The 16,059-nt window shown below is 58.9% G+C and carries 16 protein-coding genes; 10 read left to right on the top strand and 6 right to left on the bottom strand.

The annotated features are described in order from the left end of the window. Positions 1 to 13: 13 nt before the first annotated feature. The 3 genes from J2Y56_RS06210 to J2Y56_RS06200 all read right to left on the bottom strand — a co-directional run bounded on the left by J2Y56_RS06210 (position 14) and on the right by J2Y56_RS06200 (position 1,822). Positions 14 to 655, bottom strand: coding sequence for a thiol:disulfide interchange protein DsbA/DsbL (locus tag J2Y56_RS06210; protein ID WP_007947951.1), 642 nt, complete (start codon positions 653 to 655; stop codon positions 14 to 16). A 200-nt stretch (positions 656 to 855) separates the two neighbouring features. Further along, positions 856 to 1,485 carry a cytochrome c gene (locus tag J2Y56_RS06205; protein WP_007947949.1) on the bottom strand — a complete coding sequence of 210 codons (630 nt, stop codon included), beginning with the start codon at positions 1,483 to 1,485 and terminating at the stop codon, positions 856 to 858. Positions 1,486 to 1,531: 46 nt separating this feature from the next. Beyond that, positions 1,532 to 1,822, bottom strand: a complete 291-nt coding sequence (locus J2Y56_RS06200; protein ID WP_007947948.1) for a cytochrome c5 family protein — start codon at positions 1,820 to 1,822, stop codon at positions 1,532 to 1,534. 191 nt (positions 1,823 to 2,013) lie between these two features. Here J2Y56_RS06200 and yihA point away from each other — a divergent pair, with 191 nt between their 5' ends. Further along, complete coding sequence (gene yihA, locus J2Y56_RS06195) at positions 2,014 to 2,655, top strand: ribosome biogenesis GTP-binding protein YihA/YsxC (RefSeq protein ID WP_033049579.1); 642 nt, start codon at positions 2,014 to 2,016, stop codon at positions 2,653 to 2,655. 300 nt (positions 2,656 to 2,955) lie between these two features. Here yihA and polA read toward each other — a convergent pair whose 3' ends face one another. After that, on the bottom strand, positions 2,956 to 5,727 hold the full coding sequence (gene polA / locus J2Y56_RS06190) for a DNA polymerase I (RefSeq protein ID WP_310349246.1): 2,772 nt from the start codon (positions 5,725 to 5,727) through the stop codon (positions 2,956 to 2,958). Between the two features lie 74 nt (positions 5,728 to 5,801). On the opposite strand from polA, the gene J2Y56_RS06185 reads away from it, so the two are divergent. Together J2Y56_RS06185 and J2Y56_RS06180 are read left to right on the top strand one after the other, a co-directional pair. Next, the gene (locus J2Y56_RS06185) at positions 5,802 to 6,092 is read left to right on the top strand and encodes a DUF2782 domain-containing protein (protein WP_007947945.1); all 291 of its coding nucleotides are present in this window, start codon (positions 5,802 to 5,804) and stop codon (positions 6,090 to 6,092) included. A 58-nt stretch (positions 6,093 to 6,150) separates the two neighbouring features. Then, positions 6,151 to 7,101 carry a homoserine kinase gene (locus tag J2Y56_RS06180; protein ID WP_310349244.1) on the top strand — a complete coding sequence of 317 codons (951 nt, stop codon included), beginning with the start codon at positions 6,151 to 6,153 and terminating at the stop codon, positions 7,099 to 7,101. Between the two features lie 120 nt (positions 7,102 to 7,221). On the opposite strand, the gene J2Y56_RS06175 is transcribed toward J2Y56_RS06180, so the two are convergent. After that, positions 7,222 to 8,142: a metal ABC transporter solute-binding protein, Zn/Mn family gene (locus J2Y56_RS06175; RefSeq protein ID WP_310333289.1), complete on the bottom strand. Its 921-nt coding sequence runs from the start codon at positions 8,140 to 8,142 to the stop codon at positions 7,222 to 7,224. 66 nt (positions 8,143 to 8,208) lie between these two features. Between J2Y56_RS06175 and zur the strand changes: the two genes are divergently transcribed. The 4 genes from zur to J2Y56_RS06155 are packed head-to-tail and all read left to right on the top strand — an operon-like array spanning position 8,209 to position 11,011. After that, positions 8,209 to 8,691, top strand: a complete 483-nt coding sequence (zur, locus tag J2Y56_RS06170; RefSeq protein WP_007947941.1) for a zinc uptake transcriptional repressor Zur — start codon at positions 8,209 to 8,211, stop codon at positions 8,689 to 8,691. After that, on the top strand, positions 8,691 to 9,476 hold the full coding sequence (gene znuC, locus J2Y56_RS06165; protein WP_310333288.1) for a zinc ABC transporter ATP-binding protein ZnuC: 786 nt from the start codon (positions 8,691 to 8,693) through the stop codon (positions 9,474 to 9,476). Before zur ends, znuC begins: the two co-directional genes overlap by 1 nt. Beyond that, positions 9,469 to 10,257: a zinc ABC transporter permease subunit ZnuB gene (gene znuB, locus J2Y56_RS06160; protein ID WP_310349241.1), complete on the top strand. Its 789-nt coding sequence runs from the start codon at positions 9,469 to 9,471 to the stop codon at positions 10,255 to 10,257. Before znuC ends, znuB begins: the two co-directional genes overlap by 8 nt. A 37-nt stretch (positions 10,258 to 10,294) precedes the next feature. Continuing rightward, positions 10,295 to 11,011, top strand: a complete 717-nt coding sequence (locus J2Y56_RS06155; protein ID WP_007947938.1) for a PA5502 family lipoprotein — start codon at positions 10,295 to 10,297, stop codon at positions 11,009 to 11,011. A gap of 106 nt (positions 11,012 to 11,117) precedes the next feature. Here J2Y56_RS06155 and katE read toward each other — a convergent pair whose 3' ends face one another. Further along, positions 11,118 to 13,313, bottom strand: a complete 2,196-nt coding sequence (gene katE / locus J2Y56_RS06150; RefSeq protein ID WP_310349418.1) for a catalase HPII — start codon at positions 13,311 to 13,313, stop codon at positions 11,118 to 11,120. 205 nt (positions 13,314 to 13,518) lie between these two features. On the opposite strand from katE, the gene J2Y56_RS06145 reads away from it, so the two are divergent. The 3 genes from J2Y56_RS06145 (at position 13,519) to J2Y56_RS06135 (ending at position 16,044) form a co-directional block, all read left to right on the top strand. Next, positions 13,519 to 14,526, top strand: coding sequence for a methionine ABC transporter ATP-binding protein (locus J2Y56_RS06145; RefSeq protein WP_007947933.1), 1,008 nt, complete (start codon positions 13,519 to 13,521; stop codon positions 14,524 to 14,526). After that, the gene (locus tag J2Y56_RS06140) at positions 14,526 to 15,200 is read left to right on the top strand and encodes a methionine ABC transporter permease (RefSeq protein WP_007947931.1); all 675 of its coding nucleotides are present in this window, start codon (positions 14,526 to 14,528) and stop codon (positions 15,198 to 15,200) included. The genes J2Y56_RS06145 and J2Y56_RS06140 overlap by 1 nt, the downstream gene beginning before the upstream one ends. Before the next feature lie 73 nt (positions 15,201 to 15,273). Further along, complete coding sequence (locus J2Y56_RS06135; RefSeq protein ID WP_007947930.1) at positions 15,274 to 16,044, top strand: MetQ/NlpA family ABC transporter substrate-binding protein; 771 nt, start codon at positions 15,274 to 15,276, stop codon at positions 16,042 to 16,044. Positions 16,045 to 16,059 lie beyond the last annotated feature (15 nt).

Genomic DNA, 16,059 nt, shown 5'->3' with positions numbered 1-16,059 from the left:
GCAGTCGCTTCGCTTAGTTGGCGGCAGCCTTGCTAGCCGCTCGCTCTTTGTCGACCAGTGTATCGGCCAGTTTCAGGGCTTGCTCGGCACCGCCGGCGGAGCCCACGTCAAAGCGATATTTACCGTTGACGATCATGGTCGGTACGCCGGAAATTTCATACTTCTTCGCCAGGTCTTTGGCTTTGGTGATCTGGCCCTTGATGGCGAAGGAGTTGAAGGTGGCCAGGAACTTGTCCTTGTCAACGCCCTGAGTGGCCAGGAACTCTGCCATTTCTTCTGGAGTGACCAGCTTCTTGTGTTCTTTCTGGATGGCTTCGAAAACCGCCGTGTGAACCTGATGCTCGACGCCCATGGCTTCAAGGGTCAGGAACAGTTGGCCGTGTGCGTCCCAAGGGCCGCCGAACATCGCTGGAATGCGCACAAAATTCACATCGGAGGGCAGCTTCTCGACCCAAGGATTGATTACCGGTTCGAATGCGTAGCAGTGCGGGCAGCCATACCAGAACAACTCCACCACTTCGATCTTGCCAGGCACTGCGACCGGAACCGGATTGGTCAGTTCGACATAGGGGGCAGCGGGGGCTTCGGCGGCTTGGGCAGTCATGCCGAACAGGCTGGCAGCGACGAATGCGGCGCTGATGATCAGATTACGCATGCTTTACTCCTGGACAATTTTGGTCGCCTCGCGCGACCTGTTTTCAGACAGGTCCTGGCGGGCTTGAGTTCTGTAGTGTAACGGCAGCGGCCACAAAAAAGGGCGGCCTAAGCCACCCTTTTTATACTTGCTGCGACGGATTAATCGAGCGTTAACGTTGCATGAGATGTTCATCACTCGCAACGCCCGATCAACCGGCCTTAGTGCAGGCCTTGAATGTAGCTGGACACGGCGGCGATATCTTCGTCGCTCAGTCGTTTGGCGATTGTCTGCATGGTTTTGGCATCGCCATCGTTGGTGCGTCCGCCTTCTTCCTTGCGGAAATCGGTCAGTTGCTTGGCGACGTATTGAGCATGCTGGCCGCCCAGATGAGGGAAGCCGGCGGTCGCATTGCCCTTGCCGTCTGGAGAGTGGCAACCGGTGCAGGCCGGCAGGCCCTTGGCCAGGTCGCCGCCGCGGAACAGGGCTTCACCGCGAGCCACGATTTTAGGGTCGGCGGCTCCAACACTGCCGTTCTGTTTGGCGAAGTAGGCCGCGATATCAGCCAGATCCTGGTCGCTCAGGTTGGTCAGCAGGCCGGTCATTTCCAGAACGGTGCGCTTGCCCGACTTTATGTCGTGCAGCTGTTTGGTCAGGTAGCGTTCACCCTGACCTGCCAGTTTCGGAAAGTTAGGCGCCATGCTGTTGCCATCCGGGCCATGACAGGCGCCACATACAGCGGCTTTTGCCTGGCCTGCGGCGGCGTCACCAGGTTTTACTGGCTCACCTGCAGCATGGGCAATGCCGGAGATCCCCACGGTCAACAGCAGACTCACGATCAATTTGTTCATCAGCTAATCCAACTACGGCTAAGGGTTAAGGAGTTATGGACCGGGATCACTCGCTCATCCACTGGATGATTGCCTGGTAATCCTCGGCACTGCAGTCCATGCACAAACCACGCGGCGGCATCGCCTTGAAACCCTGGGTCACGTGTTGCACCAGCGTCTCCATACCTTTCGCCAACCTCGGCGTCCAAGCTTCCTGATCGCCCTTTTGAGGGGCCATGGGTAGTTGGCCGGAATGACAGGCACCACAAACACGGTTGTACACAGCTTCCGGATCCTGTGTAGCCTGAGCGCTGTAAAGCGGCATCAAGACACCGGCAGCTAGCAGCCATTTCGTCATAAAACGACCTTTTCAGGGTTGAGAGCATGTTGCGTTCTAGTGCGCAATCAAGGTCAATCGCTCTCGTGATCTTCATCCTACGCTGGGACAAAGCGCACACAAAATCTGCGGCATTATATACTGGCGTCACTGAAACGGAAACGACACCGCTTGCCGCGTCCATTCCCGGCGCCGCCCACATCGGAAATCCCATGCAACTCAAGAATCCCATCCTCGGCCTGTGCCAACAGTCCACCTTCATGCTCAGCGCTGCCAAAGTCGATCAATGCCCGGACGATGAAGGCTTTGAAGTGGCCTTCGCCGGCCGTTCCAACGCCGGCAAGTCCAGTGCGCTGAACACCCTGACGCACGCCAGTCTTGCGCGAACCTCGAAAACTCCGGGGCGCACGCAGCTCTTGAACTTCTTCAAGCTAGACGATGATCGTCGTCTGGTCGACCTTCCGGGTTACGGTTATGCAAAAGTACCTATCCCGTTGAAGCTGCACTGGCAGCGTCACCTGGAAGCGTATCTGGGTGGTCGCGAGAGTTTGAAAGGTCTGATTTTGATGATGGACATCCGTCATCCAATGACCGACTTCGATTTGTTGATGCTTGATTGGGCTGTCGCCAGCGGCATGCCCATGCATATTTTGCTGACCAAAGCCGACAAGTTGACGTACGGGGCGGCGAAAAACGTCCTGCTCAAAGTCCAGGCCGATATCCGTAAGGGTTGGGGGGATGCGGTCAGTATCCAGCTGTTTTCGGCGCCAAAACGCTTGGGTCTGGAAGACGCCTACACGGTACTGGCGGGCTGGATGGAGCTGGCGGACAAGGGTTCCGAAGCTGCCGAGTAAAGCCCTTGAGGCAAACGGCAGGCAAAAAAAACCCCGGACTTCTATGGGGAGGGGGAAGTTCCGGGGCTCAAGTTCCGGACCGCTAGGGCGGGGTCCAGATTATCTGCCAACACTTAACACAACATAGGAGCATCGAAGGGCTTCACCAGCCATTCAGTAACTCTGAGTGGCGGTTGACGGGTTTAGTTCCGAAGAAGTTCCAAATCGATTGGAAATAACGCCAGGCATCTTTATGAAATAGCAGCGCTCGGCGCTTCTGCCACGGCGCTATGCCGCAACAGAAACGCCTGTTTAGACGGATTAGTGAGCCTCGTCCCAGTTATTTCCGACCCCAACCTCTACCAACAGCGGCACATCCAGCTTCACCGCGTTGCTCATGTGGAGGCGAATTTCCTCGCGAACCTGATCGACCAAATCCTCACGGACCTCAAGCACCAATTCATCGTGCACCTGCAAGATGACTTTGGCGTCGAGGCCTGAGGAGGTCAGCCAGTTATCCACAGCCACCATGGCTTTCTTGATGATATCCGCCGCCGTGCCTTGCATCGGCGCGTTGATCGCCGTGCGCTCGGCACCTTTGCGCAGGGCCGGGTTTTTCGCATTGATTTCCGGCAGGTACAGACGGCGACCGAAGATCGTCTCGACAAAACCTTGTTCGGCAGCCTGGGCGCGAGTGCGCTCCATGTATTGCAGCACGCCAGGGTAGCGGGCGAAATAACGGTCGATGTACGCCTGCGACTGCTTGCGATCCACCCCGACCTGCTTGGCCAGGCCAAACGCACTCATGCCGTAGATCAAGCCGAAGTTGATCGCCTTGGCGCTACGACGCTGATCAGTGGTCACATCCGCCAGTTCAACACCGAAAACTTCAGCTGCGGTAGCTTTGTGCACGTCCAGATCATTGCGGAAGGCGTGCAGCAGCCCTTCGTCCTTGGCCAGATGGGCCATGATCCGCAGTTCGATCTGCGAGTAGTCCGCTGCCAGCAATTTGTAGCCGGTTGGTGCCACAAACGCCTGACGAATGCGACGGCCTTCGGCGGTGCGGATCGGAATGTTCTGCAGGTTTGGATCACTGGACGACAAACGCCCGGTCGCCGCGACGGCCTGATGATAAGACGTGTGGATTCGCCCTGTACGCGGATTGATCTGTTCCGGCAGGCGATCCGTGTAGGTGCTTTTCAACTTGCTCATTGAGCGGTACTGCATCAGCACCTTGGGCAGCGGGAAATCCTGCTCGGCCAGTTCGGCCAGTACGGCTTCGGCGGTGGAGGCCTGGCCCTTGGCCGTTTTGCTGAGAACCGGCAGGCCGAGTTTTTCGTACAGGATCACGCCTAATTGCTTGGGCGAGCCCAGGTTGAACTCTTCGCCGGCGATGGCGAACGCCTCACGCTCGAGGGCGACCATCTTCTCGCCCAGTTCCACACTCTGAATGCCCAGCAGATTGGCGTCGACCAATGCACCCTGGCGTTCAATCCGCGCGAGCACCGGTACCAGCGGCATTTCGATTTCGCTGAGGACTTTGCTCAGGCTCGGGATGGCATTGAGCTTTTCCTGCAACGTTTGATGCAGGCGCAGGGTCACGTCGGCGTCTTCGGCGGCGTAAGGCCCGGCCAGTTCCAGTGAAATCTGGTCAAACGTCAGTTGCTTGGCGCCTTTGCCGGCGATGTCCTGAAAACTCGTGGTGGTGTGATTCAGGTACTTGAGCGCCAGGCTGTCCATATCGTGGCGGGTCGCCGTGGAGTCCAGCACGTAGGATTCGAGCATGGTGTCGAAAGCGATGCCTCGCACGGTGATACCGCAGCTCTGATCGCCGCCGATGGCGCAGTTCGCCAAAATGTTCATGTCGAACTTGGCGTGCTGGCCAACCTTGAGCTTGTTCGGATCTTCCAGAATCGGCTTCACTGCGCGAAGCACGGTGTCGCGGTCCAGCTGATCCGGCACGCCCATGTAGGAATGGGTCAGCGGGATATAGGCCGCTTCGTTGGCTTGTACAGCGAACGACAGACCGACTAGTTGTGCCTGTTGCGCATCAATGCCGGTGGTTTCCGTATCGAAGGCGATCAGCTTGGCGTCGTTGAGCTTCTTCAGCCACAGGTCGAAATCAGCCTGGGTGAGGATTGTTGTGTATTTGAGTTCGGTCTCGGCGACGACTTCTTCAACCACGGGCGCGGTCACTTCCTGGCCGGAGCGTTTGGCGTCGCGCTGGTTGTCTTCGAACCAGCTCTTGAACTCCAGCAAGGTGTACAGCTCAGCGAGCTTGTCGTGATCGGGTTTGCCCATTTGCAAGTCATCGAGGCCAATGTCCAGCGGCACGTCGATCTTGATGGTTGCCAGTTGATAGGAGAGGAACGCCATCTCCTTGTGCTCTTCGAGCTTGGCCGGCAGGGTTTTCGCGCCGCGAATCGGTAAGGTCGGGACGATGTCGAGCTGTGCATACAGTTCGGTCAAGCCACCATTCACACCCACCAACAGGCCGGAAGCGGTCTTCGGGCCAATACCCGGAACGCCCGGGATGTTGTCGGAAGAGTCGCCCATCAGTGCCAGATAATCGATGATCTGCTCGGGAGCGACGCCGAATTTCTCCTTCACGCCCTCCACGTCCATGCTGCTACCGGTCATGGTATTGACCAAGGTAATGTGGCCGTCGACCAGTTGCGCCATGTCCTTGTCGCCGGTGGAGATGATCACTGGGCGGTCCGCCGCCGCGCTGCTGCGGGCCAGGGTACCGATCACGTCATCGGCCTCGACGCCTTCGACGCACAGCAGCGGGAAGCCCAGGGCGATTACGCTCTGGTGCAGCGGCTCGATTTGCACGCGCATGTCGTCGGGCATGCTCGGACGGTTGGCCTTGTATTCGGCGTACATGTCATCGCGAAAGGTCCCACCCTTGGCGTCGAACACCACGGCGAATGGACTGTCCGGGTACTGCTTGCGCAGACTCTTGAGCATGTTCAAAACGCCCTTGACCGCACCGGTCGGCAGGCCTTTGGACGTGGTCAGCGGTGGCAGCGCGTGAAAGGCGCGGTACAGGTAAGAAGAACCGTCCACCAGGACGAGGGGGGCTTGGCTCATGAGCAGGATCAACCTTTTCGGCGGGTCCGGCGCTAGAATAGCGGGACCGTTGACGACAAAGGGACAAGGTTATCATGCGCACACTAAATCGCCTGTTGCTGGCTGGCTTGTTTGCAACTGTTCCATTAGCCGTCATGGCGGCGGACGACGCGCCGACAGCGGAACCGGAAGTTACGATCCGCACGGAAGGGGACAAGGTCATTCAGGAGTACCGCCAAAACGGTTTCCTGTATGCGATCAAAGTCACACCGAAGGGCGCACCGCCGTATTTTCTGGTACGCGCCGATGGTACAGATGCAAACTTCATCCGCTCGGATCAGCCGGATATGCTGATTCCGGCGTGGAAAATCTTTGAGTGGAAGTAGTTTCTTAATTTCAATTGGCGCTGGCTCACCAGCGGCGCCCGTACTGGCAGTTTTAACCATGTCTGTGTTCACCCCCCTGGCTCGGCCCGAGCTGGAAACCTTTCTCGCCCCTTATGGCCTCGGCCGCCTGCTTGATTTCCAGGGGATTGCTGCCGGTAGCGAAAACACCAATTTCTTTATCAGCCTGGAGCAGGGCGAGTTCGTCCTGACTCTGGTCGAGCGCGGTCCGGTCGACGAGATGCCGTTCTTCATTGAACTGCTCGATGTCCTGCATGAGGCCGATTTGCCTGTGCCTTACGCCCTGCGCACCACCGATGGCGTCGCCCTGCGCGAACTGGCCGGCAAACCTGCGCTGCTGCAACCGCGACTGGCCGGCAAGCACATCAAGCAAGCCAACGCGCAGCACTGCACCCAGGTGGGTGAGTTGCTTGCACACCTGCACTTGGCGACCCAGGCCAACATGATCAAGCGCAAAACCGATCGTGGTCTGGACTGGATGCTGGAGGAAGGCACGCAGTTTCTCTCCCACCTGAGTGCCGGGCAAAGCGATTTGCTGAAGCGGGCGCTGGATGAAATTGCCGAGCAGAAGGTAAAAATTCTGGCGTTGCCGCGCGCCAATATCCATGCCGACCTGTTTCGCGATAACGCGATGTTCGAAGGCACGCACCTGACCGGCTTGATCGACTTTTACAACGCCTGCTCCGGGCCAATGCTCTACGACGTGGCGATTGCCTTGAACGACTGGTGTTCGGATGACGACGGAGTGCTCGATGGGCCGCGAGCGCGGGCATTGCTGGGAGCTTATGCGGCGTTGCGTCCGTTCACGGCAACTGAAGCCGAGCTGTGGCCGACAATGCTGCGCGTGGCGTGTGTGCGGTTTTGGTTGTCACGGTTGATCGCGGCAGAGTCTTTTGCAGGGCAGGACGTGTTGATTCATGACCCGATGGAGTTCCAGCTGCGGTTGGCGCAGCGGCAGAAGGTCAGCGCGCCGTTGCCGTTTGCCCTTTAAAAGCTTCGCGAGCAAGCCCGCTCCCACATTGGAACTGCGCCAGCCACAGAATTTGTGTGCACAGGAGATCAAATGTGGGAGCGGGCTTGCTCGCGAATGGGGGCGACACAAATGTCGGGGTTATAACGACTCCAGACACCCTGCCAAATCATTCCCCAACTTCTCCAGCACCTGCTCATACCCCTGAGCGGTCGCTGGCGTGTACCCGCCCAGCGCATCCAGTTCCGCCAGCTTCACCGGCAAGCCCGCTACCAGTGTTTCCGCCAGGCGTGGACGCAGGGGCGGCTCACTGAATACGCAGGTCTTGCCGACTTCCTGCAATCGCGCGCGCATCGCTGCAACGTGTTGGGCGCCAGGCTGGACTTCGGCAGCGACGCTAAATACTCCGGTGTGTTTCAAGCCATAGGCGTCTTCGAAGTAGTCGAACGCTTCGTGGAATACGAAGTACGGTTTGTCTGCGATTGCTGCCAGCCGCGCCTTCAAGCGCAGGTCCAGCGCGTCCAGTCGTTCGTCGAACGCTTTGAGGTTGCTCTGATATCGCACCGCATTGGCCGGATCGGCCGTACTCAGGTCGGCGGCCATTTTTGCGGCGATCACCCGGGCATTGGTCGGTGATAACCACAAATGCGCGTCCAGACTGCCAGGCCGGTGATCGTGGTCATGCTCATCAGCATCTTCGGCGTGGGAGTGATTGTCTTGGGCGAAATGACGCAATTTCAGCCCCGGCAAATCCTGTACGGCGACGCTCGGCAGCGTACGACCCTTCAGTACGCGCGGCAGAAAGCCTTCCATGTCCGGTCCGATCCAGTACAGCAGATCGACCGATTGCACTTTTCGTACGTCGGAAGGGCGCAAAGCATAGTTATGCGGCGAAGCCCCGGGCGGCATCAACACCTCCGGAGTCGCCACACCATCCTGCACCGCAGCGGCAATTAACTGCAGGGGCTTGATGCTGGTGAGGACTCTGACCTCGGCATGCGCCGAACCGATCAGCAGAAAACTTGTGATAAATGCGATAAAAATAGAAAAAAGTCGGGACACGATGACCACTCGAGGAGGCGAGAACGAGTAACATAATAACGTCTCTCACAAAACCCGTCGCCGCTCATGCCTAAAACACCGATTGCCAGCCGTCCCCACGACCACTCACATTGCGTGCATAGCGCATTGTCTGAGGCGGATGCCTTGTGCGCACGCCAAGGGTTGCGGCTGACCGCGTTGCGCCGGCGAGTGTTGGAGCTGGTATGGCAGAGCCACAAACCGTTGGGTGCCTACGACATCCTCGCGGTGCTCAGTGAGCAGGACGGTCGTCGTGCCGCGCCGCCGACCGTGTACCGCGCGCTGGATTTCCTTCTGGAAAACGTCCTCGTGCACCGCATTTCCTCGCTCAACGCCTTCGTCGGCTGCAATCATCCGGGCCACGCCCACCAGGGGCAGTTCCTGATTTGCCGCGAATGCCACGCCGCCATTGAGCTCGAACAGAAGTCCATCAGCGACGCGATCATTGGCAGCGCCAAGGACGTGGGATTTATCGTCGAAGGCCAGACCGTTGAAGTGGTCGGTCTCTGTTCAGGTTGCCAGGGGGCTTGATGAGCAACGCGCTGATCCGCCTCGAGCAGGTTGCCGTCACGTTTGCCGGGCAAAGTGTGCTGGATAACATCGAGCTGAGCGTCGAGCCGGGGCAGATTGTCACCCTGATCGGCCCTAACGGTGCCGGCAAGACCACGCTGGTGCGCGCGGTGCTCGGTCTGTTGAAGCCGACCAGCGGCAGCGTCTGGCGCAAGCCGAAATTGCGTGTGGGTTACATGCCGCAAAAACTCCACGTCGATCCGACGCTGCCGCTGTCGGTGCTGCGTTTCTTGCGGCTGGTGCCGGGCGTGGACCGCGCCATGGCGTTGGCGGCACTCAAGGAGGTCGGCGCCGAACAGGTGATCGACAGTCCGGTGCAAAGTGTTTCTGGCGGTGAAATGCAGCGCGTGCTGCTGGCCCGGGCGCTGCTGCGTGAGCCGGAACTGCTGGTGCTCGACGAGCCGGTACAAGGCGTCGACGTGGCGGGGCAGGCTGAACTTTATAACCTGATAACGCGCCTGCGCGATCGTCACGGTTGCGGCGTGCTGATGGTTTCCCACGATCTGCACCTGGTCATGAGCACCACCGACCAGGTGGTTTGCCTCAACCGTCACGTTTGCTGCTCCGGGCATCCTGAGCAAGTCAGCGGCGATCCGGCATTCGTCGAGCTGTTCGGCAAGAACGCCCAAAGCCTGGCGATCTATCACCACCATCACGACCACGCCCATGATCTGCATGGCTCGGTGGTCACTGCGGCCTCGGCAGCTCAACCCCACGTTCACGGAGATAGCTGCAAGCATGGCTGATTTTCTGCTCTACGCCCTGCTTGCAGGTTTGGCTTTGGCGCTGGTGGCGGGCCCGTTGGGCTCGTTTGTGGTCTGGCGGCGCATGGCCTATTTCGGCGACACCTTGTCCCACGCGGCCTTGCTCGGTGTTGCGTTGGGATTCTTGCTGGATGTCAGCCCGGCCGTTGCGGTGACCGTTGGCTGCTTGTTGCTGGCGGTGTTGCTGGTGACGTTGCAGCAACGCCAACCGCTGGCGTCTGACACGCTTTTGGGAATTCTCGCTCCGAGCACGCTCTCTCTGGGCCTGGTGGTACTAAGCTTCATGCACGAAGTGCGGATCGACCTGATGGCGTATCTGTTCGGCGACTTGCTGGCGATCAGCCCGACCGATCTGGCCTGGATCCTGGGCGGCGGCGCTGCCGTACTGGCGTTGCTGGTGACCTTGTGGCGGCCGTTGCTGGCCATCACGGTGCATGAAGAATTGGCCAGGGTCGAAGGTTTGCCGGTGGCGTCGTTACGTCTGGCCCTGATGCTCTTGATTGCCGTGGTGATCGCTGTCGCGATGAAAATCGTCGGCGTATTACTGATTACGTCGCTGTTGATCATCCCGGCGGCTGCGGCACAACGTCACGCCCGGTCACCGGAGCAGATGGCACTGGGCGCGAGCCTGTTGGGCATGCTCGCGGTCTGCGGCGGGCTGTCATTGTCGTGGTTCAAGGACACACCGGCGGGCCCCTCGATTGTTGTGACGGCTGCCGCACTGTTTCTGCTGAGTTTTGTCCTGCCCCGTCGAGGGGTGTAGACTTGCTCGTTTTTTGCGCAAATAGAGAGTCGCAGGAATGAAGTTGTTCGCCTCCCGTTATCTGCTCCTTGTCGCATTTTCTTTGCTGCTGGGCGCCTGCCAAAGCACGCCACCGGCGGCCCCAGAGGCCTCTGAGTCTCGGGCTACGGCCATCGCGCAGCTGGAAAAAAGCCTCGCCAGCAGCGAGTTGGCCACCGCCGAAGATCAACTGGCCGCTTTGCAGGCGCAGTTCCCTGACGATCAATCCCTTGAGCAATACCAACGCCAATTGGCCGAAGCGTATTTGCACCGTAGCCAGATCGTGTTGCAAAAAGGCGATGTGAATGCCGCCGCCACCGCGTTGAGTCGCGCTCGGGCCCTTATGCCGAAAGCCCCGGCGCTGACGGGCGGGGTGAACAATGCGATCGTCACCGCCCGCAAAGCCGAGCTGGATAAAGCCGAAGCCGATCTTAAAGCCGCAGAAGCGCAACCCAAGGCGAAGGTTATTGATCCGACGGCCGAAAGCACTACGGTTGCATTGAATATCACCGATATGGCAAAACTTCGTCGCCAACTCGACGCCATCGCCGCTGATGTGGTGAATTTTAATTGCGACGTGAGCATTCAGGTGCCGCGCACCGATGATTATCCTTGGCTGTCGACGTTGCTGACCAAGCGGGTGGAGAAACTCGATTCAGACTTCGATTTGAAGCTGGAAAAGCAGATTCTGCGCAATGTTCAGGCGCAGATGGTTCTGAGCCCGCGCAAGCCTTAAAAGCATCGCGAGCAGGCTCGCTCCCACAGGGGGTTATGTGATCGACACAAATCCAATGTGGGAGTGAGCCTGCTCGCGATAACGTCCTAACTACCGATATAAAACCTCAAGCCGGAATCGCCTTGGCCTTGGGCTCCCTATCCCAAACCCGATGCTGCCCGATCGCCGCAAAAAACGGCTTGATCAACTTCGCATCTGCCCCCACGATCAATCCCGCGTCAGCCTCCAGCTTAAGCACATCCAGCAACTGCTTCGCCTCACCATGCAGTGCAATCGCCTTCAAGTGCTTGTACGCCTCCAGCAGGTAATGCAGCGCGACACCATCGCCACTCAATGCCTTGATCGACGCCGCGCCACCCGGCACGAACACCGCATCGAATGCCACTGAAGGCAAACCTTCCATCGAAGCATCCACTGGCAATGTTTTGCCATCGGCCGTTTTCACCGGTGCCGAGGTTGGCCCCAGCAATTTGGCGTGTGCGCCTTCTGCCTCCAATGCTTTCTTCATGGCATCAACCGCCGCACCATCGACGCCGTTGGCCGCAAGAATCGCCACTTTGCGGGTTTTGATGTTGCCCGGGAGCAAGTTGGCCTGGCTCAGGGCAGGCGAACGGTCCAGAGAAGCTTTTGGCACCTCGACGGTCCCGGCTTTCGGCGCGGGCAAGCCAAGGTTGGCGGCTACACGCGTGGCCAGTTCCAGATCGATATTGGCCAGTATCTCGTTCACTTCACGCGCGCGGATGGCTTCACGCTCCACCTTGCCGAGTTCGAAGCTGTAAGCGGAGATGATGTGTTCCTGCTCGTGCTTGCTCATGCTGTGGAAAAACAGCCTTGCCTGGGAGAAATGATCGCTGAACGATTCGCTGCGCTGACGGATCTTGTTGGCGTCGATCCGCTCCGGATAACTCTCGAAACCGCCATCCTGTGCGGCGGGCGGCGTTTCTTTCGGCCAGCCGCCGTCGATGGAGTTGGGTTCGTACGCCGCGCGCCCTTTGTCGATGGTGGTGCGGTGCATCGCATCCCTTTGACCGTTGTGGAACGGTGCCACCGGCCGGTTGATCGGGATCTCATGAAAGTTCGGCCCGCCAAGTCGGCTGATCTGCGTATCGGTGTAGGAAAACAGCCGACCTTGCAGCAGCGGATCGTTAGAGAAATCGATCCCCGGCACGATATGGCCCGGGCAGAACGCGACTTGCTCGGTCTCGGCGAAGAAGTTGTCCGGATTGCGATTGAGCACCATCTTGCCCAGGGGCGTGATGGGTACGATTTCTTCGGGAATCAGCTTGGTGGGGTCGAGAATATCGAAGTCGAAACTGTGTTCGTTTTCCTCTTCGATGATCTGCACGCCCAGCTCCCACTCCGGGTAATCGCCCATCTCGATGGCTTCCCAGAGGTCGCGGCGGTGGAAATCGGTGTCCTTGCCGGCGAGCTTTTGCGCCTCATCCCACACCAGCGAGCAAGTGCCGGCGGTGGGGCGCCAGTGGAATTTGACGAAGCGTGATTTGCCTTGGGCGTTGATCAGTCGGAATGTATGCACGCCGAATCCCTGCATGCTACGCAGGCTTTTCGGGATAGCCCGGTCGGACATGGTCCAGATCACCATGTGTGCCGACTCGGGCACCAAAGAGACGAAGTCCCAAAACGTGTCGTGAGCCGAGCCGCCTGTAGGGATCTCGTTATGCGGTTCCGGTTTCACCGCGTGTACGAAGTCTGGAAACTTGATCGCGTCCTGGATGAAGAACACCGGCATGTTATTGCCCACCAGATCGAAGTTGCCCTCGTCGGTGAAGAACTTTACGGCGAAACCTCGTACGTCCCGCACGGTATCGCCTGACCCGCGTGGGCCCTGCACCGTGGAAAAGCGCGTAAATACGGGGGTTTTCTTGCCCGGATCCTGCAGGAAACCGGCCTTGGTCAGCGTGGAATGGTTTTCGTAGGCCTGGAAGTAACCATGCGCCCCGGTCCCGCGAGCATGGACGATGCGCTCGGGAATGCGTTCATGGTCGAAGTGCGTGATTTTCTCACGCATGATGAAGTCTTCCAGCAACGAAGGCCCGCGGGCGCCGACCTTCAAGGTGTTTTGATTGTCCGCAACCTTCACGCCCTGATTGGTGCGCAGGGCCTGTTCGGTGGCGTCGGAGCGAAATTTTTCCAGGCTGTCGAGCTTGGTGTTGGTGTTGCCGCGGTCCAGGGTGTCGGTACCGGCGAGTGCGCTTTTGGTTGGGGCAGGCTTCTTGATACTCATCAGTCTAAACTCCTCGTTGCGATTCCCGCCGTAGCCAGGACTCTGTGCATTCCCCAGGCACGGCACCGGGGGCGTTTTCGAGTTGCCCTATTTGTGACTGATGGGGTTTTTAGCCGTTCCTTTTTTATGATCTTTGATCGAGTTATTGCCAAATCGAAGGATGAATGCGGAATAAATGCTAATAACCTCTATACGGACAGGCTAAAATGCGCGCCCGGCTATCCGCTGATCCTTTTCTAACGCGCCCCACAAGGTTCGCTACGTGATCGAGTTTCAAAACGTCCACAAAACCTACCGCGTCGCCGGTAAGGATATTCCCGCCCTGCATCCGACCAGTCTGACGATTGAGAACGGCCAGGTCTTCGGCCTGATCGGTCATTCCGGTGCGGGAAAAAGTACCCTGCTGCGTCTGATCAATCGCCTGGAGAACTCCAGCGGCGGCAAGATCATCGTCGACGGGGAAGAAGTCACCGCGCTCGACGCCAACAGCCTGCGACGTTTCCGTCAGCAAGTCGGGATGATTTTCCAGCACTTCAACCTGCTGGCGTCCAAGACGGTTGCCGACAACGTTGCGTTGCCGCTGACCCTGGCCGGAGAACTGTCGCGCAGCGAAATCGACCTGCGTGTGGCCGAATTGCTGGCGCGAGTGGGTTTGTCCGACCACGCCAGGAAGTACCCGGCGCAGTTGTCCGGTGGCCAGAAGCAGCGCGTCGGCATTGCCCGCGCCTTGGCGACCAAGCCGAAAATCCTGCTGTGCGACGAAGCCACCAGCGCCCTGGACCCGCAGACCACTGCGTCGGTTTTGCAGTTGTTGGCCGAGATCAACCGCGAGCTGAAGCTGACCATCGTCCTGATCACCCACGAGATGGACGTGATTCGCCGGGTTTGCGACCAGGTGGCGGTGATGGACGCCGGTGTGATCGTCGAGCAAGGTACGGTGGCCCAGGTGTTCCTGCATCCGAAACACCCGACCACCAAGCGTTTTGTGCAAGAAGACGAGCAGATCGATGAAAGCGAGCAGCGCGACGACTTCGCTCACGTGCCGGGCCGCATCGTGCGTCTGACCTTCCAGGGCGAAGCGACCTACGCGCCATTGCTGGGCACCGTCGCCCGGGAAACCGGTGTGGACTACAGCATCCTGGCCGGTCGTATCGACCGCATCAAAGACATCCCCTACGGGCAATTGACCCTGGCCGTGACCGGTGGCGACATGGACGCGGCGTTTGCCCGTTTCACCGCGGCTGACGTCCACATGGAGGTGCTGCGCTGATGGAAGCCCTGACTACGTTCTTCGCCAATATCGACTGGTTCGAAATCTGGCTGGCCACCGGCGACACACTGTTGATGCTTGGCGGTTCGCTATTGTTCACCGTGTTGCTCGGCTTGCCGCTGGGCGTGTTGCTGTTCCTGTGCAGCCCGCGTCAGTTGCTGGAAGCCAAAGGCGTCTATGCAATGCTGTCGCTGGTGGTGAACATCCTGCGGTCGCTGCCCTTCATCATCCTGTTGATCGTGATGATTCCGTTCACCGTGCTGATCACTGGTACGTCGCTGGGTGTCGCCGGTGCGATTCCGCCACTGGTGGTGGGCGCCACGCCGTTCTTCGCGCGACTGGTGGAAACCGCGCTGCGTGAAGTGGATCGCGGCATCATCGAAGCCACCCAGGCCATGGGCGCGACGACGCGGCAGATCATCACCAATGCCTTGCTGCCAGAGGCTCGTCCGGGCATTTACGCGGCAATTACGGTAACGGCGATTACACTGGTGTCCTACACGGCAATGGCCGGTGTGGTCGGCGCTGGCGGTCTGGGCGACCTGGCGATCCGATTCGGATACCAGCGTTTCCAGACAGATGTGATGGTTGTGACAGTGGTGTTGCTGCTGGTGCTGGTTCAAGTGCTGCAAACCGTTGGCGACAAATTGGTTGTCCATTTTTCCCGTAAGTAAGACATGAGCCGGCCATTCGCTGGCAGGCGCCAAACGGGCGCCGCAAGCGGGTGCCTCATATGGAGTTAGCTGAATGAAGAAACTACTCGTCGCGTTCGCTGCTGTTGCAGCCTTTTCCGCCCACGCCGACACCCTGACTGTCGCGGCCACCCCGGTTCCGCACGCAGAAATCCTCGAATTCGTGAAACCTGCCCTGGCCAAAGAAGGCGTGGACCTGAAGGTCAAAGTTTTCACCGACTACATTCAGCCGAACGTGCAGGTGGCGGAAAAACGTCTGGACGCCAACTTCTTCCAGCACCAGCCGTACCTCGATGAGTTTAACAAGGCCAAGGGCACCAACCTGGTCGCCGTGGCCGGTGTTCACCTGGAACCGCTGGGCGCTTACTCCAGCAAGTACAAGGCTCTGACCGAGTTGCCGGGCGGCGCCAATGTGGTGATCCCGAACGACGCCACCAACGGCGGCCGTGCGTTGTTGCTGCTGGCGAAGGCTGGCGTGATCAAGTTGAAAGATTCGAACAACATCCTGTCGACCGTGAAGGACATCACCGAGAACTCCAAGGACCTGAAATTCCGTGAACTGGAAGCCGCGACGATCCCGCGCGTGCTGACTCAGGTCGACCTGGCGCTGATCAACACCAACTACGCGCTGGAAGCCAAGCTTGATCCGGCCAAGGATGCATTGGTCATCGAAGGCAACGACTCGCCTTACGTGAACATCCTGGTTGCCCGTCCGGACGACAAGGACAGCGAAGCGATGAAGAAACTGGTTGCTGCGCTGCACAGCCCGGAAGTGAAAGCTTTCATTCTTGAGAAGTACAAAGGCGCGGTCGTGCCGGCGTTCTGATTGACTGAAAGCAAC

The sequence above is a fragment of the Pseudomonas sp. BE134 genome (assembly GCF_031456105.1).
Lineage (GTDB): Bacteria > Pseudomonadota > Gammaproteobacteria > Pseudomonadales > Pseudomonadaceae > Aquipseudomonas.
Note: the sequence above shows the minus strand (reverse complement) of the source record. Positions and strands in the feature narration are given on the sequence as shown.